The organism is Nocardia sp. NPDC004415 (genome assembly GCF_053602435.1).
On the sequence record NZ_JBSGDP010000080.1, the window covers coordinates 1 to 26,222 of the forward strand.

At 69.0% G+C, this 26,222-nt stretch carries 26 protein-coding genes, 3 tRNA genes and 1 pseudogene; 18 read left to right on the plus strand and 12 right to left on the minus strand.

Translation table 11 applies throughout. The annotated features are described in order from the left end of the window. Positions 1–202, minus strand: a pseudogene (locus tag ACWEMY_RS26650) (esterase-like activity of phytase family protein); the annotation flags it as partial. Between the two features lie 85 nt (positions 203–287). On the opposite strand from ACWEMY_RS26650, the gene ACWEMY_RS26655 reads away from it, so the two are divergent. Together ACWEMY_RS26655 and ACWEMY_RS26660 are read left to right on the plus strand one after the other, a co-directional pair. Next, positions 288–683, plus strand: coding sequence for a RidA family protein (locus tag ACWEMY_RS26655; RefSeq protein ID WP_375932628.1), 396 nt, complete (start codon positions 288–290; stop codon positions 681–683). Between the two features lie 133 nt (positions 684–816). After that, on the plus strand, positions 817–1,542 hold the full coding sequence (locus ACWEMY_RS26660; protein WP_452392234.1) for a maleylpyruvate isomerase family mycothiol-dependent enzyme: 726 nt from the start codon (positions 817–819) through the stop codon (positions 1,540–1,542). Between the two features lie 14 nt (positions 1,543–1,556). On the opposite strand, the gene ACWEMY_RS26665 is transcribed toward ACWEMY_RS26660, so the two are convergent. From ACWEMY_RS26665 to ACWEMY_RS26680, 4 genes are all read right to left on the minus strand, one after another. After that, complete coding sequence (locus ACWEMY_RS26665; RefSeq protein ID WP_452392235.1) at positions 1,557–2,162, minus strand: transglutaminase-like domain-containing protein; 606 nt, start codon at positions 2,160–2,162, stop codon at positions 1,557–1,559. Between the two features lie 72 nt (positions 2,163–2,234). Further along, positions 2,235–2,307 (minus strand) — tRNA-Arg (locus ACWEMY_RS26670). Positions 2,308–2,347: 40 nt separating this feature from the next. Next, positions 2,348–2,437 (minus strand) — tRNA-Ser (locus tag ACWEMY_RS26675). Between the two features lie 93 nt (positions 2,438–2,530). After that, positions 2,531–3,274: a dienelactone hydrolase family protein gene (locus tag ACWEMY_RS26680; protein WP_452392236.1), complete on the minus strand. Its 744-nt coding sequence runs from the start codon at positions 3,272–3,274 to the stop codon at positions 2,531–2,533. A gap of 89 nt (positions 3,275–3,363) precedes the next feature. Here ACWEMY_RS26680 and hisC point away from each other — a divergent pair, with 89 nt between their 5' ends. From hisC to ACWEMY_RS26700, 4 genes are all read left to right on the plus strand, one after another. Next, a complete protein-coding gene (gene hisC / locus ACWEMY_RS26685) occupies positions 3,364–4,440 on the plus strand; it encodes a histidinol-phosphate transaminase (RefSeq protein ID WP_452392237.1) in 1,077 nt (358 codons plus the stop codon). Between the two features lie 306 nt (positions 4,441–4,746). Continuing rightward, a complete protein-coding gene (locus ACWEMY_RS26690; protein WP_452392252.1) occupies positions 4,747–5,814 on the plus strand; it encodes a nitric oxide synthase oxygenase in 1,068 nt (355 codons plus the stop codon). A gap of 173 nt (positions 5,815–5,987) precedes the next feature. Next, a complete protein-coding gene (locus tag ACWEMY_RS26695) occupies positions 5,988–6,749 on the plus strand; it encodes a PRC and DUF2382 domain-containing protein (RefSeq protein WP_452392238.1) in 762 nt (253 codons plus the stop codon). A 145-nt stretch (positions 6,750–6,894) separates the two neighbouring features. Continuing rightward, positions 6,895–7,266, plus strand: coding sequence for a nuclear transport factor 2 family protein (locus ACWEMY_RS26700; RefSeq protein WP_452392239.1), 372 nt, complete (start codon positions 6,895–6,897; stop codon positions 7,264–7,266). Here the strand turns inward: ACWEMY_RS26700 and ACWEMY_RS26705 are convergent. Continuing rightward, positions 7,267–7,356, minus strand: a tRNA-Ser gene (locus ACWEMY_RS26705). It lies immediately after the preceding gene. 95 nt (positions 7,357–7,451) lie between these two features. Between ACWEMY_RS26705 and ACWEMY_RS26710 the strand changes: the two genes are divergently transcribed. After that, on the plus strand, positions 7,452–8,453 hold the full coding sequence (locus ACWEMY_RS26710) for an NAD(P)H-quinone oxidoreductase (protein ID WP_452392240.1): 1,002 nt from the start codon (positions 7,452–7,454) through the stop codon (positions 8,451–8,453). Here ACWEMY_RS26710 and ACWEMY_RS26715 read toward each other — a convergent pair whose 3' ends face one another. Continuing rightward, positions 8,454–9,656, minus strand: coding sequence for a cysteine desulfurase-like protein (locus tag ACWEMY_RS26715; protein ID WP_278260731.1), 1,203 nt, complete (start codon positions 9,654–9,656; stop codon positions 8,454–8,456). Between the two features lie 86 nt (positions 9,657–9,742). On the opposite strand from ACWEMY_RS26715, the gene ACWEMY_RS26720 reads away from it, so the two are divergent. The 6 genes from ACWEMY_RS26720 to rsgA all read left to right on the plus strand — a co-directional run bounded on the left by ACWEMY_RS26720 (position 9,743) and on the right by rsgA (position 15,150). Continuing rightward, on the plus strand, positions 9,743–10,324 hold the full coding sequence (locus ACWEMY_RS26720; protein WP_452392241.1) for a bacterial proteasome activator family protein: 582 nt from the start codon (positions 9,743–9,745) through the stop codon (positions 10,322–10,324). Between the two features lie 200 nt (positions 10,325–10,524). Then, positions 10,525–11,352 carry a galactan export ABC transporter permease subunit Wzm/RfbD gene (gene wzm, locus ACWEMY_RS26725; protein WP_452392253.1) on the plus strand — a complete coding sequence of 276 codons (828 nt, stop codon included), beginning with the start codon at positions 10,525–10,527 and terminating at the stop codon, positions 11,350–11,352. Positions 11,353–11,365: 13 nt separating this feature from the next. Next, on the plus strand, positions 11,366–12,184 hold the full coding sequence (gene wzt / locus ACWEMY_RS26730; protein ID WP_452392242.1) for a galactan export ABC transporter ATP-binding subunit Wzt/RfbE: 819 nt from the start codon (positions 11,366–11,368) through the stop codon (positions 12,182–12,184). A 70-nt stretch (positions 12,185–12,254) separates the two neighbouring features. Next, a complete protein-coding gene (gene glfT1 / locus ACWEMY_RS26735) occupies positions 12,255–13,319 on the plus strand; it encodes a galactofuranosyltransferase GlfT1 (protein WP_375932594.1) in 1,065 nt (354 codons plus the stop codon). 63 nt (positions 13,320–13,382) lie between these two features. Beyond that, on the plus strand, positions 13,383–13,919 hold the full coding sequence (locus tag ACWEMY_RS26740) for a hypothetical protein (protein WP_375932591.1): 537 nt from the start codon (positions 13,383–13,385) through the stop codon (positions 13,917–13,919). A gap of 199 nt (positions 13,920–14,118) precedes the next feature. Beyond that, positions 14,119–15,150 (plus strand): ribosome small subunit-dependent GTPase A, encoded by a 1,032-nt coding sequence (rsgA, locus tag ACWEMY_RS26745; protein ID WP_375932588.1) that lies wholly within the window; start codon positions 14,119–14,121, stop codon positions 15,148–15,150. Between the two features lie 29 nt (positions 15,151–15,179). On the opposite strand, the gene ACWEMY_RS26750 is transcribed toward rsgA, so the two are convergent. From ACWEMY_RS26750 to ACWEMY_RS26760, 3 genes are all read right to left on the minus strand, one after another. Beyond that, complete coding sequence (locus ACWEMY_RS26750) at positions 15,180–16,094, minus strand: N-acetyltransferase family protein (protein WP_452392243.1); 915 nt, start codon at positions 16,092–16,094, stop codon at positions 15,180–15,182. A 4-nt stretch (positions 16,095–16,098) separates the two neighbouring features. Then, positions 16,099–17,997, minus strand: coding sequence for a glycosyltransferase (locus tag ACWEMY_RS26755; protein WP_452392244.1), 1,899 nt, complete (start codon positions 17,995–17,997; stop codon positions 16,099–16,101). Between the two features lie 112 nt (positions 17,998–18,109). Then, positions 18,110–18,640, minus strand: coding sequence for a GtrA family protein (locus tag ACWEMY_RS26760; RefSeq protein ID WP_375932579.1), 531 nt, complete (start codon positions 18,638–18,640; stop codon positions 18,110–18,112). A gap of 128 nt (positions 18,641–18,768) precedes the next feature. Here ACWEMY_RS26760 and ACWEMY_RS26765 point away from each other — a divergent pair, with 128 nt between their 5' ends. Both ACWEMY_RS26765 and ACWEMY_RS26770 read left to right on the plus strand, forming a co-directional pair. Continuing rightward, positions 18,769–19,737, plus strand: a complete 969-nt coding sequence (locus ACWEMY_RS26765; protein ID WP_452392245.1) for a glycosyltransferase — start codon at positions 18,769–18,771, stop codon at positions 19,735–19,737. Then, positions 19,734–21,269, plus strand: coding sequence for a DUF2142 domain-containing protein (locus ACWEMY_RS26770; RefSeq protein ID WP_452392246.1), 1,536 nt, complete (start codon positions 19,734–19,736; stop codon positions 21,267–21,269). Before ACWEMY_RS26765 ends, ACWEMY_RS26770 begins: the two co-directional genes overlap by 4 nt. A gap of 1 nt (position 21,270) precedes the next feature. Here the strand turns inward: ACWEMY_RS26770 and rfbB are convergent, their stop codons facing one another. Continuing rightward, positions 21,271–22,272, minus strand: coding sequence for a dTDP-glucose 4,6-dehydratase (rfbB, locus tag ACWEMY_RS26775; RefSeq protein WP_452392247.1), 1,002 nt, complete (start codon positions 22,270–22,272; stop codon positions 21,271–21,273). 325 nt (positions 22,273–22,597) lie between these two features. Between rfbB and ACWEMY_RS26780 the strand changes: the two genes are divergently transcribed. Further along, positions 22,598–23,299, plus strand: coding sequence for a hypothetical protein (locus ACWEMY_RS26780; RefSeq protein WP_452392248.1), 702 nt, complete (start codon positions 22,598–22,600; stop codon positions 23,297–23,299). A 97-nt stretch (positions 23,300–23,396) separates the two neighbouring features. On the opposite strand, the gene ACWEMY_RS26785 is transcribed toward ACWEMY_RS26780, so the two are convergent. After that, positions 23,397–24,452: an alpha/beta hydrolase gene (locus tag ACWEMY_RS26785; RefSeq protein ID WP_452392249.1), complete on the minus strand. Its 1,056-nt coding sequence runs from the start codon at positions 24,450–24,452 to the stop codon at positions 23,397–23,399. 237 nt (positions 24,453–24,689) lie between these two features. On the opposite strand from ACWEMY_RS26785, the gene rfbA reads away from it, so the two are divergent. Together rfbA and ACWEMY_RS26795 are read left to right on the plus strand one after the other, a co-directional pair. Continuing rightward, positions 24,690–25,562, plus strand: a complete 873-nt coding sequence (gene rfbA, locus ACWEMY_RS26790; RefSeq protein ID WP_452392250.1) for a glucose-1-phosphate thymidylyltransferase RfbA — start codon at positions 24,690–24,692, stop codon at positions 25,560–25,562. A 3-nt stretch (positions 25,563–25,565) separates the two neighbouring features. After that, positions 25,566–26,114, plus strand: a complete 549-nt coding sequence (locus tag ACWEMY_RS26795) for a dTDP-4-dehydrorhamnose 3,5-epimerase family protein (RefSeq protein WP_452392251.1) — start codon at positions 25,566–25,568, stop codon at positions 26,112–26,114. Positions 26,115–26,222: the final 108 nt, after the last annotated feature.

A 26,222-nucleotide genomic window follows, 5' to 3' on the forward strand; every position in this document is an offset into this window, starting at 1 on the left:
CGTGCTCGGGGTCGACGCGCACCCCGAGCACCGCGCTGGTGCCCGCCGCGGCGACCAGGTCGTCGAGCGAGAGCACCAGCGGCTGGTCCTTGCTCGCGGTGAAACCCGCGGAACTCGGCGTCGAGCAGCCTGCCGCGAGGGCGGCCGCGGCGCAGAGCGCGGCGGTGAGGGGGAAGAGGCGTAGACCTGGTCGTGCGTTCACCTGCCCTGCGTACCGTGGTGAATCGTCCGGTAGGCGACCAGCGCGTGAATTGTCATCCAGCAGTCGGTGGATCATTCTGGCTGTCATGACCACAAGTCGGGTGAACATCTCTTCTGCCTCCGATTTCGAAGATGTCGTCGGGTACTCCAGGGCGGTGCGCGTGGGCGCTCATGTCGTCGTCAGCGGCACCACGGCCGCGATCCCCGGTGGCGGGGCGGTCGGCGGTGACGACATCGGAGCGCAGACCGAAGAGGTCCTGATCCGTATCGCCGCCGCGCTCGAGCAGGCGGGCGCGAGCCTGCGGGATGTGGTGCGCACCCGCCTGTTCGTCACCGATATCGCCCGCTGGCCCGAGGTCGCGGCCGCCCACGCCGCGGTGTTCGGTGCGATCCGGCCCGCCGCCGCCATGTACGAGGTCTCCGCGCTGATCGCCCCCGAGCTCCTGATCGAGATCGAGGCGGACGCGATCGTCGCTGACTGAATCGTCACACGCGCCCGCTCCGGCGGATCGGCGCGAAGCCCGAAATATCCCCAGTTATCCACAGGTTCGGAGTTATCCACAGGCGGCCCGGATCGGCGGCGTCCGCTCGACGCCGGCGACTACGCTCGACCCCGTGACCAGCGAAACGGCAACTCCCACCGACCTGCTCGATCAGGTCGCCGCGTCCACCGCGCGCTTCGACACCACGATCGGCACCCTCACCGAGACGGCGCTGACCGAACCGTCGCGGTTACCGGGCTGGACCCGTGGCCACCTGCTGGCACACATGTCGCGCAATGCCGACAGCCTGCTGAATCTGCTGCTGTGGGCGCGCACCGGTATCGAGATCCCGCAGTACGCGAGCGGGGCGCTGCGCGACGCCGATATCGACGCAGGCGCACCCCGCCCGCTCGACGTGCAGTACGCCGACTTCACCGCCTCCGCGCACCGCTGGCAAGCCGTCGCCACCACCATGCCCGACCCGGACTGGACCGCCGAGGTCCGCAACCGCCAGGGCGGCACGCTCACCGCCGACCAGATCCCCTGGATGCGCTTGCGCGAGACCGAGATCCACCACGTGGACCTCGGCACCGGCTACACCCCCGCCGACTGGCCCGCCGCCTTCGTGTCCCGCCTGCTCCCCGAATCCGTCATCGATCTCGCGACCAAGCTCGAACCCGCGGCCACCCCCACCTTCGACATCCAGGCCACCGACACCGACTTCATCGCCACCCTCGGCCCCGGCCGCCCCCACCACACCATCGTCGGCCCCTCCCACGCCCTCTTGGCCTGGCTCATCGGCCGCTCCCCCGGCCAAGACCTCACCGGCCCCCTCCCCCCACTCCCCGCCTGGAAGTAGGCGCGGGCCCGACCTCAACCGTCCAGAGCCGAAGGCAACCCGGTGTCGTAGATGGACAGCACATCGGTTGCGCCCCGGAGGACGGTGACGACCGAAACAGCCGGGAAGACGAACAGCCGCGGATAGTCGACCTCCCCCGACCCGGGATCGACCGGCCACGCCAACCGCTCACTGCCCAGGGAGAACTCAGCCACAACCCCCTCCTTGTTCCCCCGCGGATCCTGCCGATGCCATCCCCCACCCAGATGGACGGCAACCAACCCGTGCAATACGAAACCATCACCATGCGCGAGCCGTTGGTAGCAGAGCCCGGTCGGTATCCCCGCCGAACGCAACACCGCGGCGAGCAGATGCGACTTCGCATAACAGAGCCCCACCCGCTCCCGCAGCACCTCACCCGCGGCCAAGGTCACCCGAGAATCCCGAACGTCAAACGAGTGCCCGACTTCATCCCGCACCCACTCGAACGCCACCCGAGCGAACTCGACATCATCCGCCACACCCCGCCGAAGATCATCCGCCAACGCGAGCACCCCCGGATCATCGACCTGAACGACGGAGTCCCCCGCGAGATACGCAGCCGGAGGCAGCGCCGGACAGAGAACAGGATGGCCACTCACGCCCGACAATCTATCCCGCCACAAACGAAATCCGCCTCCTACCGGCTGACGCTGGTAGGAGGCGGATTGTTGTGCGCCCGAAGGGATTCGAACCCCTAACCTCTTGATCCGTAGTCAAGTGCTCTATCCGTTGAGCTACGGGCGCATGGTGGTGCATCTTCAGTTGTTACCCGGCGGACCGGGTGTGGCGGAGGCGAGAGGATTTGAACCTCCGGTCCCCGTGAAGGGACAACTCATTAGCAGTGAGTCCCATTCGGCCGCTCTGGCACGCCTCCTGGAGCCTTCTCTTTCGAGGGCACCGGTTCTTCTCGAACCGCCGGGAATGAAGATTACACGAGGCGGTGAAGTAGTCCAAAACGCCTGGTCAATCAGCGTAAATTGCTGTCGAACCAGTCGTAGATGCGGGTCTGGGAGGCGATGCGGATCTCGGTGGCGGTGTCGTCGTCGGGGTCGGGGTCGGGGCGATCGGCGCGGTGGCTCAGGCCGGGATAGGTGATGGTGAGACTGGCCACAGGGGCGCGGGCGGCGGACTCGCGGAGCTGGTCGACGGCTTCGGGCGGGGTGGTGGGGTCGTCGTCGCCGAACAGGCCGAGCCAGGGAGCTTGCAGGCCGGGGGCGAGCGCGACGAGGGCGGCGTCCTGGCCGGGAAGCGGCTCGGTGATGCCGGAGGCGGCCACGCTCACCGCGGCGCCGATGGGCCGGGTGGTGGCGACGAGGAAGGCGGCGGTGCCCGCGGTGTCGAAGCCGAGCACGCCGATGGTGTCGGGGAAGACGCCGCGGCGGGTGAGCCAGTCGAAACCGGCGTCGAAGTCGCCGAAGAGTTCCTCGCCGAAGACGTCGTGGATGTCGTCGTCGGGGAGGCGGTCGAGCAGGTGCGGGGCGACGACGATCCAGCCCTCGAAGGCCAGCGAACGCATCAGCTCGAGCAGCTGCGGCGGGAACTCACGCGATTCGTGCAGGACGACGATGCCGCCGCGGGCCGTGCGCTCGGGCTCGACCACGGTGATCGGCACCGCGGTGCGCGTCGCGGATTCCACCGTGTCCACACCGCCCTCCTCGCCGGCGGCCTGCTCCGGCCGTAGAGGGGCGACGTCGTCATAAGTGCCCGGCATAAACCCAGCGTAGGCGGCGAAACCGCGGTTGGGTAGGTCTGCGCGGCCGCGCCGCGCGTCGATCGGGGCGCTCATCGTAGGGTGGAGGTGTGTCAGCGCATATCCGGCCCGATCTCGCCACCATCCCGGCCTACGTTCCCGGCCGCAACCACCCCGACGCGGTGAAACTCGCGTCCAACGAGACGACCTTCGGGCCGCTGCCCAGCGCTGCCAAGGCCATCGCGGAGGCCGCCGAGCAGGCCAATCGCTACCCGGACAACCAGGTCACCGAGCTGCGGGGCGCGCTGGCCGAGTTCCTCGGTGTGACGGTGGCGAATGTGGCCGTGGGCTGCGGCAGTGTGGCGCTGTGCCAGGAGCTGGTGCAGATCACCTGTGACGCGCCGACCGACGAGGTGGTCTTCGCCTGGCGCTCGTTCGAGGCGTACCCGATCGTCACCCAGGTGGGCAATGCCACCGCGGTGCCGGTGCCGCTGGCCGAGGGCCACCTGCACGATCTGGACGCGATGGCCGAGGCGGTCACCGAGCGCACCAAGCTGATCTTCGTCTGCAATCCCAACAACCCGACCGGCACCGCGCACGGCCGCGCCGAGCTGGAACGGTTCCTCGACCGGGTGCCCGCGCACGTGCTGGTGGTGCTCGACGAGGCCTACTACGAATACCTGCGGCTGACCCCCGAGACCCACCCCGACGGCGTCGAGATCGCCCGCACCCGCCCCAACGTGGTGGTGCTGCGGACCTTCTCGAAGGCCTACGGCCTGGCGGGCCTGCGGGTGGGTTACGCGGTGGGCGATCCCGAGGTGATCACCGCCCTGCTGAAGGTGCACATCCCGTTCAGCGTGAACAAGCTCGCCCAGGCCGCGGCCATCGCCTCGCTGGAGGCGCGCGGCGAGCTGCTCGACCGGACCGACGTGCTGGTGGCGCAGCGCCACGAGGTGCGCGCGGCGCTGCTGGCCGCGGGCTACGAGGTGCCGCCGAGCGAGGCCAACTTCGTCTGGCTGCCGCTGGGCGCGCGCAGCCTCGATTTCGCCGAGGCGAGCGCCGCGGCCGGGGTGCTGGTGCGGCCGTTCGCCGGGGACGGCGTGCGGGTGACGATCGGTGATCCGCGCGAGAACGAACTGTTCCTCGCTTTCGCCACGGCACCGGAGAATGCCGCGCGATTCCGTTAGTCCGGCGCACGGTCATCGGCCCTTGACAGCCAGTCACGGTGTGATTACGGCGAATTCGAGCACACTGCCAGCACACCGGCAATAGGCTGGCGCACAGCGAATTCGGGCACCGGCGACGCAGCTGTCACCGGAACGCGCACCGGCCGGGTCCAGTGGTGCCGGCAGCTTCGTCGACGCAGCCCGGGTCCGCCCGCACGGCCCCGCACCCCGCTGCCCGACCGGAGATGTCCCGTGAACCAACGATCGCGCCCGCTCGTCTGCGAAACCATCACCGCGCCACCAGCTTTCACCGAACCGGACGCCGACCTGGAGCGCAGGCTACGCGACTGCGACGAGTTCTTCCGCTACCCCGAACTCGGCCACCTGCCCGAACGGCGGCGCCTCGACGCGCTGGCGGAATTGCGCGACACCGGCACGTACCGCCAGACCGCCGAGGAGATACTGATCGGCGCGAAATTGGCCTGGCGCAATCACGCGCGATGCGTGGGCCGCAAACATTGGCGCACGCTCAAACTCCTCGACGCCCGCCAGGTGACCTCGGCCGCCGAACTCGCCGACGTGTGCTGGGAGCATCTGCGCCTGGCCACCAATGGCGGCGCGATCCAGTCGATGGTCACGGTGGGTCCGCAGCGGGTGCCCGGACAGGGCGAATTCCGCATCGTCAGCAGTCAATTGATCCGGTACGCCGGGTACCGCAACGGGGACGGGACGGTCACCGGCGACCCGGCCAATATCGCCGCCACCGAGCAGGCGCGGGCACTGGGCTGGTGCGGCGAGGGCACCCCGTTCGATGTGCTGCCGGTGCTGATCAGCGCGCCCGACGAGGACGTGCGGTATTTCGAGGTGCCGCGCGAACTGGTCCGCGAGGTCGACCTGATCCATCCCGACTATCCCTGGTTCGCCTCGCTGGGCCTGAAATGGCATGCGCTGCCCGCGGTCTCGAACATGGACCTCGACATCGGCGGCATCAGCTATCCGTTCGCCCCGTTCAACGGCTGGTATGTCGGCACCGAGATCGGCGCGCGCAATCTCAGCGACACCGACCGCTACAACATGCTCCCGCTGATCGCCGATCTGATGGGCCTGGACACCTCCTCGGTGCGCACCCTGTGGCGCGACAAGGCGCTGATCGAGCTCAATCACGCCGTACTGCACAGTTTCCGTGCCGCCGGGGTGCACATGGTCGATCACCACACGGTGGCCAAGCAGTTCTGCGACCACGTCCAGCGCGAGGAGGCCGCGGGCCGCCGCTGCCCCACCGACTGGAGCTGGGTCAACCCGCCGATCTCCTCGGGGCTGACCCCCACCTTCCACCGCTACTACGACGAGCCGGACATGGACGTACGCCCGAACTTCGTCAAGCGCGAGGGCTGAACCCGCGAAGACGGCTCTGACCCGGCGTGTTTGTGGCGAACCCCCTCGGGTATTTGCCTCGGAGTAGCTGACCCGGTGTGTTCCGGGCGCTGCACGAAACCGATCACCACAACACAGCGGAGCCGTCACCGCACCCGAGGTGACCGGCCTCCGCGCAGGTAGGAGGTTCGATCATGAGCAGACAGACCCTGGATTCGCTGATCGGCGCCACCGCGTACGACGAGCGGGGCGAGAAGATCGGCAAGGTCAAGCAGATCTTCATCGACAACGCCACCGGTTCCCCGACCTGGGCGGCCGTCTCCACCGGCCTGTTCTCCAGCGATTCGCTGGTACCGCTGGCCGGGGCCGAGCATCGCGCCGACGACGACTCGCTGAGTCTGCACGTCGACAAGGAAACGGTGAAATCCGCGCCGCACCGCGACGAGGGCGGACGGATCAGCCCCGAGTCCGAGCAGGAACTGTTCCGGCACTATCACGTCGACCCGCGCGCGGCCGGGTGGAACACCTACGGGCGTCAGCCGATCCGCCCCGGCGGTGACGAGCCGATGACGCACGGTGATCCGGAGATGATCCGCTCCGAGGAGCAGTTGCGGGTCGCGACCGAGAGCGAAGAGGTCGGCACCGCGCGGTTGCGCAAGTACGTCGTGACCGAGGAACAGAACGTGCGGGTGCCGGTCAGCCACGAGGAAGTGCGCGTGGAACGCGAACCGATCACCGACCAGGACCGCGGTCGCAGGCCCGAGATCAGCGAGGAGGAGCGCGAGGTGGTCCTGCACGCCGACCGGGTGCAGGTCGACACCGAGGCGGTTCCGGTCGAGCGGGTGCGTCTGGCGGTCGACGAGGTCGACGAGGAGCGGACCGTCACCGGCACCGTCCGCAAGGAACAGGTGGAGACCGAGGGAATCGAGGACGATCGGCGCCGCGACAAGCGCTGACCGCACTGTCGGCCGCAGCCGCTCACCGTCTCGGTGGGCGGCTGCCCGCACGGCATTCCCTGGGCGGCGCAGCGGGCGTAATGTGCTGGTCAACGGGCCGAATCGGCGTGGTCCGGCTCGCTGACGACTAGCGAGGAGACCTCAGATGAGCACCGCATCAACTCCGGGATTCGATGCCGACGCGCTGCGCCGCGGCATAGAGGGCCGCGACGCGACCACCCTGCTGACGCTCTACGGCGACGACGCCGAGATCCGGATGGTCGACCACTACGACCAGCCCAGCCACCCCCGGGTCCTGCACGGCCGCGCGGCGATCGGCGCGCTGTTCGACGACGTGTGCGCCCGCGAGATGACCCACAAACTGGAGAGCCTGCTGACCGACGGCGACCACATCGCCTTCGTCGAATCCTGCCGCTACCCCGACGGCACCCGCGTCCTGGTCCACTCCATGGCCGACCTGCGCGACGGCCGCATCGTCGACCAGACCTCGATCCAGGCGTGGGACGAACCCGGCTGATGGCGGAGACGGAGGGATTTGAACCCCCGGTGGTTTTTACGCCACGCTCGCTTTCAAGGCGAGTGCATTCGGCCGCTCTGCCACGTCTCCCTGAGCAGGAATCGTAGCGGATCGTCGCAAGCGGGTTTGTCGGCGGCGGGGCGCGGGTGCTCGCGGTGGGGGCGTCGCGGGGGAAGGATCGAGCTATGCGCGCAATCGAGTTGAACGGGTTCGGTGGACCCGAGGTGATGGAGTGGACCGTGACCGTCGATCCGGAGCCGGGGCCCGGTGAGGTGCTGGTCGAGGTGGTCGCGGCGGGGGTGAACCGGGCGGATGTGTTGCAGCGGCGCGGGTTCTATCAACCGCCCGCCGACGCCAGTTCGGTGCTGGGGCTGGAGTGTTCGGGGACCGTCGTGCAGCTCGGGGAAGGGGTGCGCGACTGGCAGGTGGGTGATCGGGTGTGCGCGCTGCTCAGCGGCGGCGGGTACGCCGAGCGGGTGGCGGTGCCCGCGACCCAGTTGCTGCCGATCCCGGACGGGCTCGATCTGGTCGCGGCCGCGGGCCTGCCCGAGGTGGCGGCGACGGTGTGGTCGAACCTCGTGCTGACCGCGGGGCTGCGGGCCGGGCAGCTGGTGCTGATCCACGGGGGCGGCGGTGGGATCGGGACGCACGCCATCCAGGTGGCGCGGCAGCTGGGCGCCCGGGTCGCGGTGACGGCGGGCTCGGACGAGAAACTGGCCCGGTGCGCCGAACTCGGCGCCGAGCTGCTGATCAACTACCGGACCCAGGATTTCGTCGCCGAGATGGCGGCCCAGCCCGCGCCCGGCGGTGGCGCGGGCGCCGACGTGATCCTCGACAATATGGGCGCGGCCTATCTCCAGCGCAATGTCGAGGCGCTCGCGCCGCACGGGCAGCTGATCGTGATCGGCATGCAGGGCGGGGTCACCGGTGAGCTCGATCTGGGTGCGCTGCTGCGCAAGTGGGGCACGGTGCAGGCGACGAATCTGCGCGGCAGGCCGCGGGTGGGCGTGGGCAGCAAGGCCGAGGTGGTGGCCGCCGTGCGCGCGGAGCTGTGGCCGTTGGTCGCCGCGGGCGAGGTGGTGCCGGTGATCCACGCCGAACTACCGATCACCGAGGCGGCCAGGGCGCACGAACTGCTCGACGAGCCGACCACGTTCGGCAAGGTGGTGCTGCGGGTGCGCGAGTAGCTATTCCAGGGCGCTCAGCGCGCGGCCGAGCTGGTCGATCTCGTAGCGGGTGGTGTAGGGCGCCAGGCCGATGGTGACGGCACCGCCCTCGTCGTTGACGCCGAGCGCGTCGAGCAGGCGGCTACCGCCGTGCACCCCGCTGACCGTGCCGATCCTGGCGTCGGCCAGCTTGGCGGCCACCTTCTCCGCCTGCATCCCGGCCATCGTGAAACTGACGGTCGGGATGCGGGTGGACGCCCGCCCGATGACGGTCAGGTTCTCGACCTTCTCCAGCACCTGCATGAGGTGATCGAAGAGCTGGTCGTGATAGTCCTGCAACGAGGTGATGGAGACCTCGAGCCGTTCGCGGCGGGTGCCGGTGGCACGGTCGTCGAGGCCGGCGAGGAAGTCGATCGACTCGGTGAGCCCGGCCAGCAGGGCGTACTGGTGCCCGCCCACCTCGAGGCGTTCAGCGCCCTTGGCATAGGGGTTGAGCGACATCGACGGGATGCGGTCGAGGAAGGCCGGGTCGCGGAAGACCAGCGCGCCCACCTGCGGACCACCCCAGGACGGCGCGCTGAGCGCGACCACGTCGGCGTTGAGGTCGTCGATGTCGATGAGCGCGTAGGGCGCGGCGCCGAACGCGTCGGCGACCAGCAGGCCGCCCACGTCGTGCACGCGGTCGGCGGCCACCCGCACCGCGGGCGCCGAGCCCACTATCGGGGAGGCGGCGGTTAGCGCGACCAGGCGGGCGGTGGGGCCGATCAGTTCCTCGAACTGCCACGACGGCATCTCGCAGGTCTCGATCTCCACCTCGGCCCAGCGCACGTGCGCGCCGTAGCGGTTGGCGATGCGCAGCCAGGGCGCGACATTGGCCTCGTCGTCCAGGCGGGAGAGCACGATGCCGGTGCCGAGGCCAAGGCGCGAACTCAGCGATTCGGCCAGCCAGGCCAGCAGTACCGCCCGATCGGGTCCGAGCACGACGCCGGCCGGATCTCCACCGACCAGGTCGGCGACCGCCTCGCGGGCGGCGTCGAGGATCGCGCCGCTGCGGGTCGCCGCGCCGTGGCGGCCGATATGAGAAAACGAGGAGGTACGGAAACCCGTTGAGACGGCACGAGATACCGAATCGGGAACCAGCATCCCCGCCTGCGGGTCCAGATGGATCCAGCCGTCGCCCAGGGACGGTATCAGGCCCCGAACCCTCGCGACGTCATAAGTCATGGTGGCCACTTTAAGGGCAGCGGGCGTCGCGATGTAACCGCGTGGGGGTTTTAGCGCGAACCCGACACACACGCAATGATGGGGACATGACGCACTCGGAGGATGTCCCCGAATCCATCGTCGTGATCGGCCCCGACGGCCGTCCGGTCACGGTGCCCGCCGACTCCGACGGTGCGGCCGCCTTCACCGGGCAGGTGGTCGCCGACGAGGAGAAGCCCACCGGCGAGGCACCCGAGGAATCGCTGGCCGACATGGTCGAGCAGCCCGCCAAGGTGATGCGCATCGGCACCATGATCAAGCAGCTGCTCGAAGAGGTGCGCGCGGCTCCGCTCGACGACGCCAGCCGCTCGCGCCTCAAGGAGATCCACAAGTCCTCGGTGCGTGAGCTCGAGCAGGGCCTCGCCCCCGAGCTGCGCGAGGAACTGGAACGGCTGACCCTGCCCTTCACCGACGAGTCGGTGCCGTCGGACGCCGAACTGCGCATCGCCCAGGCCCAGCTGGTGGGCTGGCTGGAGGGCCTGTTCCACGGCATCCAGACCGCGCTGTTCGCCCAGCAGATGGCCGCGCGGGCCCAGCTCGAGCAGATGCGTCAGGGGGCATTGCCGCCGGGGATGCACGCGGGTGACCCCAAGGCCACCGGGCACGTGGGCGGGGGACAGTATCTCTAGGCCCTGGCCGGCCTCCGCACACCCGGCACCAGCGCAGGTCCAACCCTGTAAGGTCGGGGACCGTGCCCGCCGCCGCTTCCGCTCGTCCCGAAGAGAGCTCCGTGCATTCTGACGACAACTCCCCGGTGACCGAGGCCGACGTGGCCGCGGCCGCCGAGGCCGAGGCGACCGCCGACGCGCCCCTACTCGTGGCGACGCCGATGGTGTCGGACTCGCAGACCTTCAAGCGAGCCTTCCAGGACATGCGCGAGGGCTTCGGTCAGCGCGAGCTGTGGCTGTCGCTGGGCTGGCAGGACATCAAGCAGCGCTACCGCCGCTCGGTGCTGGGCCCGTTCTGGATCACCATCGCGACCGGCCTGCAGGCGCTGGCCATGGGTCTGCTGTATTCCACGCTGCTGGACCAGCCGATCAGCGAGTACCTGCCGTATGTGACCGTCGGCCTGATCGTCTGGAACGTCATCAACGCGGCGATCCTCGAGGGCTCCGATGTGTTCATCGCCAACGAGGGCCTGATCAAACAGCTGCCCTCGGCGCTGAGTGTGCACGTGTATCGCCTGGTCTGGCGGCAGTTCCTGTTCTTCACCCACAATGCCGCGATCTACGCGGTGCTGCTGGTGGCGTTCTCGATCTGGCGGGATCTGGATGCCTCGGTGCTGCTGGTGGTCCCCGCGATCGCGCTGCTGTTCCTCAACGCCATGTGGGTGTCGATCGTGTTCGGCATCTTCTCCACCCGCTACCGCGACATCGCCCCGATCCTGGGCTCGATGACGCTGATGCTGTTCGTGCTGACCCCGGTGATGTGGTCGACCAAGGCGCTGGAGAACTCGGTCGGCGGTGCGGGCGATCGCGCCAAGCTGCTCGAGATCATCCCCACCTATCACTACCTGGAGATCGTGCGCGCTCCCCTGCTCGGCGAGCCCTCGCAGTGGCATCACTGGGCGATCGTCGCCGCGATCACCGTGGTCGGCTGGATCGTCGCCATTGTGGCGATGAAGCAGTACCGTGCCCGCGTCCCGTACTGGGTTTAGGAGCAATCAGGCCATGAGCCGTGTGAGTATCGAAACCCAGCAGGCGTGGGTCGAGTTCCCCATCTTCGACGCCAAGTCGCGGTCGCTGAAGAAGGCGTTCCTCGGCAAGGCCGGTGGCGCGATCGGGCGCAACGGCTCGGACGTGGTCGTGGTCGAGGCGCTGCGTGACATCACCATGTCGCTGAAGGAAGGCGACCGGGTGGGCCTGGTCGGCCACAACGGCGCGGGCAAGTCGACGCTGCTGCGGCTGCTGTCGGGCATCTACGAGCCCTCGCGCGGCAGCGCGCGCATCCGCGGCCGGGTGGCCCCGGTCTTCGACCTCGGGGTCGGCATGGACCCGGAGATCTCCGGCTACGAGAACATCATCATCCGCGGCCTGTTCCTCGGGCAGACCCGCAAGCAGATGCTGGCCAAGATCGACGAGATCGCCGATTTCACCGAGCTCGGCGAGTACCTGTCGATGCCGCTGCGCACCTACTCCACCGGCATGCGCGTGCGCCTGGCCATGGGCGTGGTGACCTCCATCGACCCCGAGATCCTGCTGCTCGACGAGGGTATCGGCGCGGTCGACGCGGAGTTCATGAAGAAGGCGCGCACGCGGTTGCAGTCGCTGGTGGCGCGCTCGGGCATCCTGGTCTTCGCCAGCCACTCCAACGAGTTCCTCGCCCAGCTCTGCGACACCGCCATGTGGGTCGACCACGGGCAGATCCGCTTGCACGGCGGGATCGAGGAAGTTGTGCGAGCGTACGAGGGTCCCGACGCGGGTAATCACGTGGCACAGGTGCTGCGTGAACTGGAGACCGAGAACGAACTGGAGCAGAACAAGGCATGATCGGTCAGCGGCCGGAGGCGGTAGCGGAGTGTAACCACGGAGGCCGCCCGAGCATGCCCGGAGCAACAGCATGAGCGGGCAACAGCCGAAGGCGGGTGCGGACCAGCCGAGTGTTCCGGGCGGGTTCAGCATGACCGACCGGCTGGAGGCCACGGCGGCGCCCGTCGAGCCCGCCGCGGTACTGCCCGACGACGCCGAGCTGCCGCCGGGTGCGGAACCGGCCGACCTGACCACCGATACCGGCGCCGGCGCGCGGATCGTCGCGGTGGTCGTCACGCACAAGCGCCGTGAGCTGCTGGCCGAGTCGCTGAAGGTGCTGGCCTCGCAGTCGCGCCCGGTGGACCATCTGATCGTTGTCGACAACGCCAATGAGGACGAGGTGGCCGAGCTGGTCGCCCAGCAGCCGATCGAGGCCACCTACCTGGGTTCGCGGCACAATCTCGGCGGCGCGGGCGGCTTCGCGCTGGGCATGCTGCACGCGCTCACGCTCGGCGCGGACTGGGTGTGGCTGGCCGACGACGACGGTCGCCCCGACGGCCCCGAGGTGCTGGCCACCCTGATCGATTGCGCCCGCAGGCACAACCTGGTGGAGGTCTCGCCGGTGGTCTGCGATATCGACGAACCCGACCGGCTGGCCTTCCCGCTGCGGCGCGGGGTGGTGTGGCGGCGGCTGCGCTCGGAGCTCGGCGACGAGGATTTCCTGCCCGGCATCGCCTCGCTGTTCAACGGCGCGCTGATCTCGGCCAAGGCCGTGGACCTGATCGGCGTGCCCGATCTGCGCCTGTTCGTGCGCGGTGACGAGGTGGAGGTGCATCGCCGCCTGGTGCGTTCCGGGCTGCCGTTCGGTACCTGTCTGCAGACGGCCTATCTGCACCCCAACGGCGCCGAGGAGTTCAAGCCGATCCTGGGCGGGCGGATGCACACCCAGTACCCGGACGACCCGGTCAAGCGCTATTTCACCTACCGCAATCGCGGCTACCTGATGTCGCAGCCCGGGATGCGCAAGCTGTTGCCGCAGGAATGGATCCGGTTCTCCTGGTTCTTCCTGGTGACCCGCCGCGACCCGGCCGGGCTCAAGGAATGGTTCCGGTTGCGCTCGCTGGGCCGCAACGAGCACTTCGGGAAACCGGACTAGCCCCCAGAAATCGGGGGTCGTTCCTGCTAGGTATGTGGGAGGGTTCGTCCTACGATTCAAAACGTGACTTCCACTAAGGGTTTTGCGTCCGCTGCCGCCACCGTGCTCGCCGGTGCCGCGCTGTGCCTGGCGGCACCGGGCACCGCGCACGCCGAGGACCCCTGCCAGCTCGGGTGGTCCAATGTGGGCCCGCGCAGCTGCGTGATGAACGATCTGCGCACCGCACCGGTGCTGAGCGTGGGCAACGGCATCTGCGCCAGCCTGCTCAATGTCTCGGGCACCGCGTTCGACGGACCGCTCACGTCCCCGAGCGTGGCACCCGGCGCCACGCACAGCATCGCGCTGATCATCTCGCAGGGCTTCTCCCCGCTCGGCAACTGGGCACCGACCCTGCTGGCCTGCGATGTGAACATGGTCCTCGACTGGCGCAACCTGGACAACGGCGCCACCGGCTCGGTGACCCGCTTCATCCCCGCAGGCCAGACCAGCACCTACCCGGTCCAGGACGTGGTGGTGAACACCGGCCCCGGCCGGGTCCAGGTCACCGTCCGCACCGACAAGCCCAACCTGCCCCAGACCACCGAGGTCTTCGTCCCGTAGCCGAAAAAGAGTTTGCCTGCGGTCCGGCCGTGCGGCAGAGTGAGGGAACCAGCGAGAGAGATGAGGAGGTGGATGTCCGTGGTGAGGATTGCCGTGCCCGGGTGCGCTGTGCGTAGGCACGCCACCGCTGTGGACTCCCCCTCCAACTCTTCTCGCTGAGCCCGTCGTCGGGCTCGGCCCCGGCGAAGGATCTCCTCTCATGGTCGACCACGACCTGCTCGTCCCTTACGGCTGGACCGAAGCCGTAGCTTCCGAATATCTCCCCCTGCTCGGTGATCTCGTGCCCGCGCGCATCGTGCGGATGGATCGCAGCGAATGCGATGTGGTGACACCCACCGGCCCGGCCAGGGCCGCCTGTTCCCGCGACATCACCGGCCTGTGCACCGGCGACTGGGTCGGCCTCGACGCCGAACGCACTGTGCGGCAGCTGCTTCCACGACGTTCGGCGATCATGCGATCCTCGGTCTCCGGCCGGTCGGAGGCGCAGGTGCTGGCCACCAATGTCGACACCGTGCTGATCTGTACCGCCGCCGACGGTGACGTCGACCTGGGGCGGATCGAACGCATGCTCGCCCTGGCCTGGGAGAGCAATGCCCAGCCGGTCGTCGTGCTCACCAAAGCCGATGCGGCCGATCATGTTCCGCTCGACGAGGTGCGCGCCGTCGCGCCGGGGGCGACCGTGCTGGCGGTGAGTTCGGCCGCGGCGGTCGGGCTCGACGTGCTCGGTGCGCTGCTGGACGGAACGGTCGCCCTGATCGGGCCGTCCGGCGCGGGCAAGTCCACCCTCGCCAACGCGCTGCTCGGCGCGGAAGTGTTCGCCACCAACGCCGTTCGCGCGGTGGACGGCAAGGGCAGGCACACCACCGTGCACCGGGAACTGCGCCCGCTGCCCGGCGGTGGCACGCTCATCGACACTCCCGGCCTGCGCGGCATCGGCCTGTACGACGCCGCCGAAGGGATCGGCAAGACCTTCAGCGATATCGAAACCCTCGCGCGGGACTGCCGTTTCGCCGACTGCGCGCACGAGTCCGAACCCGGGTGCGCGGTCCGCGCCGCCCTGGCCGAGGGCACCCTCACCGAACGCAGGCTGACCAGCTATCGCAAGCTGGCCAGGGAGAACGAGTGGATGGCCGCGCGCACCGACAAGCGCCTGGCCGCCGAACGCGAACGCGTGTGGCGCGATATCACCAAGCAGAACCGCAAGCTGTATCGCGAACGCGGGCGCCGCTGAATCCGCGAGCACCTCGCCTGTCGATCCGGCTAGTCCGGTTCGAAGGTGAGGTGCTCGTGTCGCGTCACGGTGTTCGTGTCGAGGTCGATCAGGTAGTCGATGGTGCCCGAGTCGGAACCGAAGTGGTTGCTGTCGTAGTACTCGTAGCTCACCATGAGGGCCCCGCCGTCGACGGGCACGGCGAGCGCGGGCCGGTTCTCCGCGCGTGACCAGCTGTGATCGATCCGCAGCTGCCCGTGGGTGCGCAGCTCGCGGCCGTCCAGGGCCAGTGTCCAGCGGTTCTCCGGGCCGTGGCCCAGGTACTCCTCGACGTAGATCGTCCGGAATCGCGCGGTGACGACCCGGCCGTCGGGCAGCAGCAGGAACGGCACCTCGCCCTCGGCGTAGAGGTGGCCCGGTTCGGGGTCGTCGTGGAGTTCGGTGTGCCAGCGGTCGTCGAGTCGTGGTGCGGGCCAGCCGTTCTCGGCCGCGGCGGCGCGCAGCGCGATCCAGTGCTCGGCGCGCTTGCGCTCGTGGGCGAAGTGGATGACGTGCGAGCCGATGTAGCGCTCCTCGGTGGTGAACACCTCCGGCCCGGCCTGGTCGGGTTCGCGCACCACGACCCCGGCGGTGCGCGCGATCGTGTGCAGTTCGGCCAGCAGGAGGGCACCCGCGCCGGTTCCCCTGGCCGAGGCGGTGACCAGGAATTCCGAGATCCGCAGGCTGCCGGACCACCACTTGCTCGGGAGGGACAGGTCGTAGGTCGCGAAGCCGATCGGTGCGTCACCGTCGAGGATCAGCAGCGGCGGCGGGTCCCCTTTCCCGTAGTCGAACCGGGACAGCCTGCGCGTGCGGCGCAACAGATCGGCCGGGCGGTGAACGTCGAAATGCGCGTGCAGCTCGGCCAGCAGTCCGGTGGCCGCCTCCGCGTCGGTGGCGGAGGCGGGCCGGACGGTGTAGGTCACCGGATCAGCTCGGGTCGATCCCGTACAGGCGGGCCCAGTTCTCCCGGCTGGTGAGTTCCGGGACGGCCGCGCGGTACTCGGCCTGCAACGCGGGCAGTTCCTTGCGGAGTTTGCGCAGCGTGCGGTAGGTGCGGATGAGCAGGGCGCGGGCGCGGGCCTTGTCGCGACGGCGCACGCGGACACCGGACTGGGAGGCGTCGGTGACGACCACGTGGTCGAACAGGCCGACATGCCACCAGTGCGCGTCCTCACGGGTGACACCGATCAGGCCCGGCTGGGTGCGGCCGGTCCACTGGGTGATCGCGCGCTTGATGAGTACCAGGGTGACCCGGCTCGGCTCACCGCTGGCCCGGCGCACCTGGATGTCGGCGGAGTTCACCGGCGGGGTGGCGGCCGGGTGCTTGATGGTCTCCGGGTAGTCGCCGCGCGAGGTGCGGGCGGCGGCGAGGGCGTCGATGCCGCCGTCACGCAGCACCTTCGGGCCCTTCATGAAGTCCTCGATGCCCTGCAGCGTGGTGTGTACCAGGCCGTACTGCATGCCCACCAGGTGCTCGGCGATGTAGCGGAAGAACTCCCTGGTGATGGCCTTGCCGTCGAGATCGGTGTGCAGGGCGCCGACGATGAGCGAGTTACGGGTGGAGAAGTAGCGCGCCCAGTCGTCGTAGTCCTTCCAGTAGAAGTCGGCGTGCCAGACCGCGGCATTGGGCAGAGTGACGGTGACGAAGCCGTGCTCGCGCGCCCGGATGCCGTACTCCACGTCGTCCCACTGGAAGAAGATCGGCACCGGCAGGCCGATCTTGCGCACGACCTCGGCCGGGATCAGGCAGGTCCACCAGGCGTTGTAGCCGGCGTCGACGCGGCGCTCCTGGTTCTTCTTGAGCATGGAGGTGTTGCGCAGTGCCTTGGGCACCTTCTGGCCGTGCTTGAGCTCGTGCAGGTGCACCTCCTCCGCGCCGACATTGAGGTAGTCGGGGTTGAGCAGGAACAGCATCTGCGCGCCGACCAGGGTCGGTTCGACGGTCAGGTTGGCGAAGGCCTGCAACCGCAGGACGGTCTCGGGCTCGCAGAGGATGTCGTCGTCCATGAGGATCACGTCGGCGTGATCGTTGGCGGCCGACACCTCGTAGAGGCCGCGGGTGAAGCCGCCCGCGCCGCCGAGGTTGGGCTGGCGCAGGTAGCGCAGCTTGTCACCGAAGTCGGGCCGCACCTGCTGGAACAGCGGACGATCCTGCACCAGGTCGGTGCCCTGGTCGACGACGTAGACCGCGTCGATGGCGGCCAGCACGGTCGGGTCCGAGGCCAGCGCGGCGACGGTGTGCGCGCAGTCCTCGGCGCGGTTGAACGTGCAGATGGCGATGGCGACCGGGCGCACCGTCTCGGGCGCCTGCGCGGTCCAGGCCAGCTCGCTGATGTCGAGCGAGCCGCCGATGGCGTCGAACTCGAGCCACAGCGCGCCGCCGTCGACGTACTGGTCCAGCGGGGCGCTCAGGCTGACATAGCCGCTCGAGGTGGCCACCAGCGAGGCGATGATGCGGCGGTGGCCCGCGATGTCGGAGGCGACCAGGCGCACATTGGCCTTGTTGCCGACGGTGAGCTGCGCGTCCACGCGCACCTCGGTGACAGTGGTCCAGCGCTGCCAGTAGCTGGCGGCGAAGCGGCCGAAGTAGGTGTTGGTGTGCGCGGTGGCACCCTTGGGCAGGTGCAGCGCCAGGCGCTCACGCACCGCGGCGCCCCCCTTGACGACGGCGTAGAGCTCGTCGCTGACCCGGGCCGAGGGCCCGGTGAAGATGCCGCGCGCCAGCACCAGCCGTTCGGGCGCGGTGTGTTCACCCCGCAGCGAGGCGGGCGCGGCCTCGCGCCGATCGTTCGATTCGGTCACGGCTCCCGTAGCCGACTGTTCCATGAAGTCCTCGAAATTCTCGGTATCGACTGCGCCGACGCAGGTAGTCACGTAAAGAAAGGGGTGACGCGGCGGGCGGGGGTGAGGATATCAATCGCCCGGCCCCCTCGCGCCGTCAGTGAGGGGTTGCCGCACCCCGCGCGTGTTGCTCCTCGGTAGCCGCGGAGCCGGTGAAGACGAATTTGTCGTAGGCCCAATAGCGGAATACCACCGCGACGATCTGGCCGATCAAGGTGCCGGAGATATTGTCCGACAGCGGACTCGACAGATCGAGCACATAGCGGGAAAAGCCGAGGCAGCCGAGTTGCAGACCGATCGCGACGACATTGAACAAAAAGTACAGAAGGTATTCGCGCCCGGGGTTGTCGGTCTTCTTGTGCGAGAACGTCCACCACTTGTTGCCGAAGTAGGTGACCACGGTGGCCACCACGATCGCGATGATCTTGGCCGGTAGCGGGAAGTGATAGAGCACACCCTCGGAGAAGGACAACCCGCCGTCCCAGAAGACCAGCAGGTTGTAGGTGCCCGCGTCGACGAGGAACCCGACCGCGCCGACGACGAGGAACGCGGCGCCCTGCCGCAGTGCCGTCACCACCTTCGCCGTGAACGATGCGGGAGCTGGTTCGGGCAGATCGGGCTGGGACACGGGCCGACCGTACACTGATGGCCTTTCCGGTCCCGCGTTAAGCTCGCCGAACCGGGTGAGCGAACGCGCTGTGCGCTGTGTAACCTCCCGGCTGTCCGATTGCTGCCGACATTCGAGGATTGACCCGGGTGGACTCCACCGAGCTTCGCATTGCCGCCGTGGTCCCCTGCCACAACGAGGAGGCTGCGGTCGCCAAGGTCGTCACCGACCTCAAGGCCGCCGTGCCGGGGATCGTCGTCTACGTCTACGACAACCTGAGCACCGACCGCACCGCCGAACGCGCCCGCGAGGCCGGGGCGATCGTGCGGTTCGAGAACACCAAGGGCAAGGGCAATGTCGTGCGCCGCGCCTTCGCCGACATCGAGGCCGACATCTACCTGATGATCGACGGCGACGACACCTACGAGGCGTCGGCGGCCCCGCTGATGATCGAGACGCTGCTCGAGGGCCCCTACGATCACGTGCTCGGCGTGCGCAAGCAGGACGACACCGACTCCAGCGCCTACCGTTCCGGCCACGAGACCGGCAACAAGGTGCTCAACGGCGTGGTGGGCAAGGTGTTCGGCGAGAACGTCGAGGACATGCTCAGCGGTTTCCGGGTGTTCTCGCGCCGCTTCGTCAAGAGCTTCCCCGCGGTCTCGCGCGAGTTCGAGATCGAGACCGAGCTGACCGTGCACTCGCTGCACCTGCGCGTCCCGCAGACCGCGGTGCAGGTGGGTTTCCGTGATCGTCCGGCGGGCAGCGAGTCCAAGCTGCGCACCTACCGCGACGGCACCAAGATCCTCGCGCTGATCCTGGGCCTGGCCCGGCACGAACGCCCCGTCGCGTTCTACGGCCTGTTCGGCACGCTGGCCTGGCTGCTCTCGGTGATCCTCACCGTGCCGATCGTGATCGAGTTCTACAACACCCACGAGGTGGCGCGGTTCCCGACGCTGTTCCTCGGGTTCACGCTGCTGCTGCTGGGCAGCCTGGCCTGGACCGCGGGCCTGATCCTCGACGGCATCCGCCGCTCCCGGCACGAGGCCGCGCGCCTGATCTACCTGCGCTATTCGGCCGTGGGTGTCGAGGAGACCAGCACCGCCGGAGATCGTCGGTGACCACCTCCACCGAGCCGGACGCCACCGTCGAGCTCGACAAGCAACCCTCTCCCGCAACGTCGAAGAAGGACCGCGCGCTGGCCCCGGTCCGCGCGCTGACGCGCCGCTTCGGCGCCGCCACGGTCGCCTTCACGATCGTGGCCACCGTGTTCGGCGCGCTGTTCGCCGTGCTCACCCCGCCGTTCTGGGGCCACGACGAGCTGACCCAGTTCGGCCGCGCCTACCAGGTGGCGCACGGCGGGGTTTTCCCGCAGCGCATCGCCGACGATCGCGGCGTCGCCTACGGCGGCGAGATCCCGGTGAGCGTCGACGCGCTCATGGACTACGCCTTCCGCGATTACAACGACAACCCCGAAGAACCCGACGCCATGGTGGCCGACCCGGCCGCCTACGACCGTCTCGGTGACGCCCCGATCTCCGAGGCCACCAAGCAGATGTGGTTCACCAACACCGCCGCCTACTCGCCGGTGCCGTACGTGCCCGCCGCGGTCGGCATCCGCCTCGGCGAGGCGCTGGGCCTGAGCGTGGGCGGGATGTACCTGCTGACCCGCCTGGCCGGGCTGCTCGCCTATCTCGCCGTGGTCGGTTTCGGCCTCTACGCGCTGCGCGAGCGGCGCAGCCAGTGGCTGGTGTTCACCGTCGCGGTGCTGCCGATCGCGCTGTTCCAGGCCGGTACCGTCACCGCCGACACGCTCACCAACGCCCTGGCCATCATGACCTCGGCACTGCTGCTCAAGGCGCTGTTCGTGGGTGACCGGCTGCGCCCGGTGGAGACCGGCGCGCTGCTCGCCGCGACGATCGCGCTGCCGCTGAGCAAGCCGACCTACGTCCTGCTGGCCATGCTCGTGGTGGTCGTGCCCGCCGAGCGGCTCGGCTTCACCGGCAAGCGCCGGTTCCTGCCGTGGGTCTTCGCCGCGGTCGGTGCCGGGTTGTTCCTGGCCTGGACCAAGATCGCGGCGCCGACCGGTGACGGCATGAGCCTGATGCGCCCGCCGCACCAGTGGGGTCAGGTCCGTCCGGGCGACCAGCTCGAGGGCGTGCTCAGCGATCCGGTGCAGTTCGTGCACACCTTCGGCGAGAGCATCGCGCTGCGCGATCACCGCTGGTTCAACCAGTTCTTCGGTGAACTCGGCTTCGCCTACGTGGACGTGCCCGCGGTCTCGATGCTGGCCTGCCTGATCGCCTTCGCGGTGAGCTTCGGCATCGCCGAGCGGATGAGCACGGTAACGGCCACCTTCCGCCGCACCCTCATCGTCGCGCTGACCGTGCTGGCCAGCGTCGCGATGATCTACGTGACGCTGTACATGTCGTTCACGCCGGTGGACTTCTACATCATCGACGGCGTGCAGGGCCGCTACTTCGTGCCGCTGGCGATCATGGGTCTGGCCGTGGTGGCGCGCTGGGTGCCGTTGCGGCTCACCGACGCCGAGGGCACGACGCCCACGCGCGGCACCGCGATCACGGTGGTCGGCGCGTCGGTGTTCGCCCTGATCGGCGCGGCCGCGACGTACTACACCGTCGTCTGGGGCTGACTCAGAGCGTGCGCTCGCCCGCCGCCGCGTAGGCGCGTTCGGTGGCGGCCTTCTTCGGCCGCCACCACGCCTCGTTGTCGCGGTACCAGGCGATGGTGTCGGCCAGGCCGGCGCGGAAGTCGGCGTAGCGCGGCGACCAGCCCAGTTCCTCGCGCAGCAGGCTCGCGTCGATGGCGTAGCGCTGGTCGTGGCCGGGGCGGTCGGTGACGTGATCGAAGTCGTCGGGCGCGCGGCCGAACGCCTCGAGGATCATCTGGACCACGCGCAGGTTGTCGAGTTCGCCCTGGGCGCCGATGAGGTAGGTCTGGCCGATCCGGCCGCGGTCGAGGACATCCCAGACCGCGCGGTTGTGGTCGTCGACGTGGATCCAGTCGCGCACCTGGTGCCCGGCGCCGTAGAGGCGCGGGCGCACGCCGTCGATGAGGTTGGTGATCTGGCGCGGGATGAACTTCTCCACGTGCTGGTACGGCCCGTAGTTGTTGGAGCAGTTCGACAGCGTCGCGCGCACGCCGAACGAGCGGGTCCACGCGCGCACCAGCAGATCGCTGCCCGCCTTGGTGGCCGAGTACGGGCTCGACGGGTTGTAGGCGGTGGACTCGGTGAAGGCCGGGTCCTCGGGGGTGAGATCGCCGTAGACCTCGTCGGTGGAGACGTGGTGGTAGCGCACGTCATGACGGCGCACGGCCTGCAGCAGCGAGTAGGTGCCGACGATATTGGTCTGCACGAACGGCCACGGTTCGGCCAGCGAGTTGTCGTTGTGCGATTCGGCCGCGAAATGCACCACCGCGTCGACCCCGCTGACCAGATTGTCGACCAGGTCGAGATCGGCGATATCGCCGTGCACGAATTCGACGCGGTCGGCGACCGGGTCGAGCGAGGCGCGATTGCCCGCGTAGGTGAGCGCGTCCAGCACGGTCACGCCGACGTCCGGCCGTGTCGCCACGGTCTGCTGGACGAAATTCGCACCGATGAACCCGGCCCCGCCGGTTACGAGCACTCGCACCCGACCAACGATACGTGCCTGCCCACGTACCCGGGGACGGCCCGGACGAACAGCGGAAAGTGTTGCCGCACGGACGGTCTCCAGGCCTTTATGCCGTGATGTCGGTCACAGTGGAGCGGGTTAGGTTAAGACTTCGCGTCGCCATTCCTGAGAAAACGGCCGGTCAACACTCAGGTTTCGGGCTCCGCACCGGCGCCGGAGTATCAGCGGTGAACGGAATTTGAATGAACGGTCACGGCCGGTTCACCGCTCGTTAGCTGCGGCGGCTTTTGATCATCGGGTCCCCTCCGAAACGTTTCGACATCGAGGATCTACCAAAATGCAGATGAGGAAATTCGCCGCGACTTCGGCGCTGCTGATCGCCGCCCTTGGCGTCTCCGTCGGCACCGCGCACGCCGAGCCCGCCCAGGCGGCTCCGCTGCCCGTCAACCTCTCCTACAAGATCGACGAAGAGGCCGGAACCCTCGCGCTCACCGTCGATTCCGGCTCGCTCGTCGCCGAGAACGGCAAGCTGACGGTCAAGGCGAACGACGGCACCGTGATGGCCGGCATTCCCCTCGCCACGCAGGTCTTCGACCACGAGTTCCCGGTGGCCGCGCAGGTCGTCGACCGCACCGTGACGCTGACCCCGCAGCTCGACGAGCAGCACGCCGTCTACAAGCCGGTCGCCCTGCCGTTCGAGGGTCAGGCCGAGTTCAAGAACGAGTACGAGCGTGAGAAGGCCGCCTACTCGCGCATGAAGGACAACATCGGCCTGGCCGCCACCATTGCCGGCCTGACCACCACCGTGCTCGGTGGTCTCATCGGCTGCATCGGCGGCGCCGCGCTCGGCAGCGCCGCGTCGGCTCCGGTCGCCTTCCTGCTGGGCGCGGGCCCGGTCGTCGGCTGCATCGTCGGCGCTGCCGCGGGGGCGTCCTTCCTCGGTGTCGTCGGTACCATCCTGATCACCGCGCCGGTCGCGGTTGTCGAGGTCGTCAACTACTTCGGCATCATCAACTCGCCCTTCGTTCCCCCGGCCAAGAAGTAGGCTTCGCGGCAACGCAGGACACGCGAAAGCGGTCTCCGTCCGGATGGGCGGAGACCGCTTTCGCGTCGCCGGGCCCGGGTGGCCGGGCGCCGGTGTCCTAGGCCGAGCGCGCCGACCGGCTCGGTTCCAGCGCGGCCCGCACGAACTTCGAGACCCGGCCCAGCGCCGAGCGGCTCTCCGGCATGCTCGGCAGGATCGACATGAAGGCGTGCACCTGGCCGCGCCACAACTCCAGCGTGTTGGGCACGCCCGCGGCCGTGAGCCGGTGGGCCATCAGCTCGCAGTCGTAGCGCAGCAGCTCGTCCTCGGCGGCGATGAGCAGCACCGGCGGTAGCCCGGCGAGGTCGGCGTTGACCGGCGACAGCGCCGGGTCGAGCGGACCGAGCTGCTCGGCGCCCAGATGCACCACCGCCTGCAACGCGCTCAGACAGATGTAGGCGTCGCGCTCGACATTCACGTAGCCCTGCTTGGCCCGGTAGTCCAGATCGAGCAGCGGGCTCAGGCCGACCAGCCCGGCGGGCAGCGGCAGGCCGATCTCGCGGGCGCGGATCGCGGTGGCGAAGGTGAGGAAGCCGCCCGCGGAATCACCGGCGATGACGATGCGGGCCGGGTCGGCGCCGTGCCGCAGCAACCAGCGGTAGGCCAGCACACAGTCGTCGACGGCACCGTCGACCGAGTTGCCCGGCAGCTGTCGATACTCCACATTGAGCACAGGCAATCCGGTACGCCGCGCCAGCCCGGCCACCACCGCGCGATGGGTCTGCAACCCGCAGACCGCGAATCCGCCGCCGTGCAGGTAGAGCATGGCGCCGTGACGCAGCGCGCGGGAGCCGCCCGCGGGGCGGACCATCTCCATCTTGAAGCCGTCCATCCGGATCTGCTCGCGCTCGATGCCCTGCGGTTCGGGCCGCAACCGCGCGAGCAGATCCACCGCGACGGCGCCGATCGGCACGGTCGTCCGGTTGATCGGCACCGTGCGCAGCAGCGGTCCGACGAGACCGAGGCAGGCGCCCATGAGCACCCGCGAGGACGTGCTGGTCCGGCCGGAATTCACCACGATGCCCGCCGCGGGCTGCTTGCCACCGGTCTTGACCGGCGCGGCGGCGGCCAGCCCGCCCATCACTCCGGGTCCACCGATCCTGGTCGCCTTCATCGCGCACCTACCTCACAGCTGGCGCGTCGACCCCGGCCCGGAAGACCCGGTACGGATGTCGCCGCTGACATCTAACACAGTGATGTTTCACACATCGACGCTCACATAAGCAGATGCGCGCCGTCTCTGTACCGGTTATCGCCCGACACGCCCACCCCCGAAACCTCCGTATCCGGATCGTGCTCTCTCCGGCGCCCTCGGGTTACCGACCACCACAGCCGCCAATAGACTCAGCCCATGCGCGGAATCATCTTGGCGGGCGGCACCGGATCGCGGCTGCACCCCATCACGCGCGGGGTGAGCAAGCAGCTCGTCCCGGTCTACGACAAGCCCATGGTCTACTACCCGTTGTCCACCCTCATGCTGGCAGGCATCGACGACATCCTGGTGATCACCACGCCGGAGGACGCCGACGCGTTCGCCCGGCTGCTCGGTGACGGCAGCCAGTTCGGCGTCTCGATCAGCTACCGGGTCCAGCCAGAGCCCGACGGCCTGGCCAGCGCGTTCGTCCTCGGGGCGGAGCACATCGGCACCGAACCCGCCGCGCTGGTGCTCGGCGACAACATCTTCCACGGCCCCGGCCTCGGCGCCAGCCTGGAGCGTTTCCACGACATCGACGGCGGCGCGGTGTTCGCCTACTGGGTCAGCGACCCGACCGCCTACGGCGTGGTCGAGTTCGAGCGGGGCCGCGCGGTCTCGATCGAGGAGAAGCCCAAGACCCCGCGCTCCAACTACGCCATCCCGGGGCTGTACTTCTACGACAACGACGTGGTCGAGATCGCCCGCGGCCTGCGCCCCTCCGCGCGCGGCGAGTACGAGATCACCGATATCAACCGCGCCTACCTCGAGCAGGGCAAGCTCAGCGTCGATGTGCTCGCCCGCGGCACCGCCTGGCTCGACACCGGCACCTTCGACTCCCTGCTCGACGCCGCCAACTACGTGCGCACCATCGAGGAACGGCAGGGCCTCAAGATCGGCGTGCCCGAAGAGGTCGCGTGGCGGCGCGGCCTGATCACCGACGAGCAGCTGTGCGAACTGGCCGAGCCCATGGTGCGTTCGGGCTACGGCCGCTATCTGCTCGACCTCATCGACCGTGGAAAAGACTGGTAGCGCATGGAATTTCGAGAGCTCGCCATCCCCGGCGCCTGGGTGATGACCCCGCGCCTGCTCGGTGACGACCGCGGCACCTTCTGCGAGTCGTTCAAGGGCTCGGAGTTCGAGAAGGCGACCGGTCGCCCCTTCGAGCTGCACCAGGTGAACACCTCGGTCTCGGCCGCGGGCGGGCTGCGCGGTATCCACTACACCGAGAACCCGCCCGGCCAGGCCAAGTACGTGACCTGCGTGCGCGGCGCGTTCTTCGACGTGGTGGTCGACCTGCGGCCCGGCTCGCCCACCTACGGCCGCTGGGACTCGGTCCTGCTCGACGACGTGCACCGCCGCTCGGTGTTCCTGTCCGAGGGCCTCGGCCACGCCATCCTCTCCCTCGAGGACAACTCCACAGTCACCTACCTGTGCTCGATCGAGTACACCCCCGAATTCGACCGTGACCTCGACGCGTTCGACGCCCGCCTGAACATCGACTGGCCCACCGAGGGCCGCGACGGCCGCCCCCTCACCTACATCCGCTCCGCCAAGGACGAGGCAGCCCCCGGGTTCTCCTGATACGCCTGAGCGGCTCCTGAAACTCGTGTTTCAGAAGCCGCCCACCACGGGTTTTCGGCCGCCTCGCACCCGAAGGGCGAGACGTAACGGCGAAGCCGGAGTATCGCC

Bases quoted from the DNA above. Each gene is read 5' to 3' on its own strand.
- ACWEMY_RS26655 (WP_375932628.1), top strand. From the start codon at position 288: ATGACCACAAGTCGGGTGAACATCTCTTCTGCCTCCGATTTCGAAGAT.
- ACWEMY_RS26680 (WP_452392236.1), bottom strand. From the start codon at position 3,274: ATGCCGGGCACTTATGACGACGTCGCCCCTCTACGGCCGGAGCAGGCC.
- ACWEMY_RS26695 (WP_452392238.1), top strand. From the start codon at position 5,988: ATGAGCAGACAGACCCTGGATTCGCTGATCGGCGCCACCGCGTACGAC.
- ACWEMY_RS26700 (WP_452392239.1), top strand. From the start codon at position 6,895: ATGAGCACCGCATCAACTCCGGGATTCGATGCCGACGCGCTGCGCCGC.
- ACWEMY_RS26710 (WP_452392240.1), top strand. From the start codon at position 7,452: ATGCGCGCAATCGAGTTGAACGGGTTCGGTGGACCCGAGGTGATGGAG.
- ACWEMY_RS26715 (WP_278260731.1), bottom strand. From the start codon at position 9,656: ATGACTTATGACGTCGCGAGGGTTCGGGGCCTGATACCGTCCCTGGGC.
- ACWEMY_RS26720 (WP_452392241.1), top strand. From the start codon at position 9,743: ATGACGCACTCGGAGGATGTCCCCGAATCCATCGTCGTGATCGGCCCC.
- wzm (WP_452392253.1), top strand. From the start codon at position 10,525: ATGGTGTCGGACTCGCAGACCTTCAAGCGAGCCTTCCAGGACATGCGC.
- wzt (WP_452392242.1), top strand. From the start codon at position 11,366: ATGAGCCGTGTGAGTATCGAAACCCAGCAGGCGTGGGTCGAGTTCCCC.
- glfT1 (WP_375932594.1), top strand. From the start codon at position 12,255: ATGAGCGGGCAACAGCCGAAGGCGGGTGCGGACCAGCCGAGTGTTCCG.
- rsgA (WP_375932588.1), top strand. From the start codon at position 14,119: ATGGTCGACCACGACCTGCTCGTCCCTTACGGCTGGACCGAAGCCGTA.
- ACWEMY_RS26755 (WP_452392244.1), bottom strand. From the start codon at position 17,997: ATGGAACAGTCGGCTACGGGAGCCGTGACCGAATCGAACGATCGGCGC.
- ACWEMY_RS26780 (WP_452392248.1), top strand. From the start codon at position 22,598: ATGAGGAAATTCGCCGCGACTTCGGCGCTGCTGATCGCCGCCCTTGGC.
- ACWEMY_RS26785 (WP_452392249.1), bottom strand. From the start codon at position 24,452: ATGAAGGCGACCAGGATCGGTGGACCCGGAGTGATGGGCGGGCTGGCC.
- rfbA (WP_452392250.1), top strand. From the start codon at position 24,690: ATGCGCGGAATCATCTTGGCGGGCGGCACCGGATCGCGGCTGCACCCC.
- ACWEMY_RS26795 (WP_452392251.1), top strand. From the start codon at position 25,566: ATGGAATTTCGAGAGCTCGCCATCCCCGGCGCCTGGGTGATGACCCCG.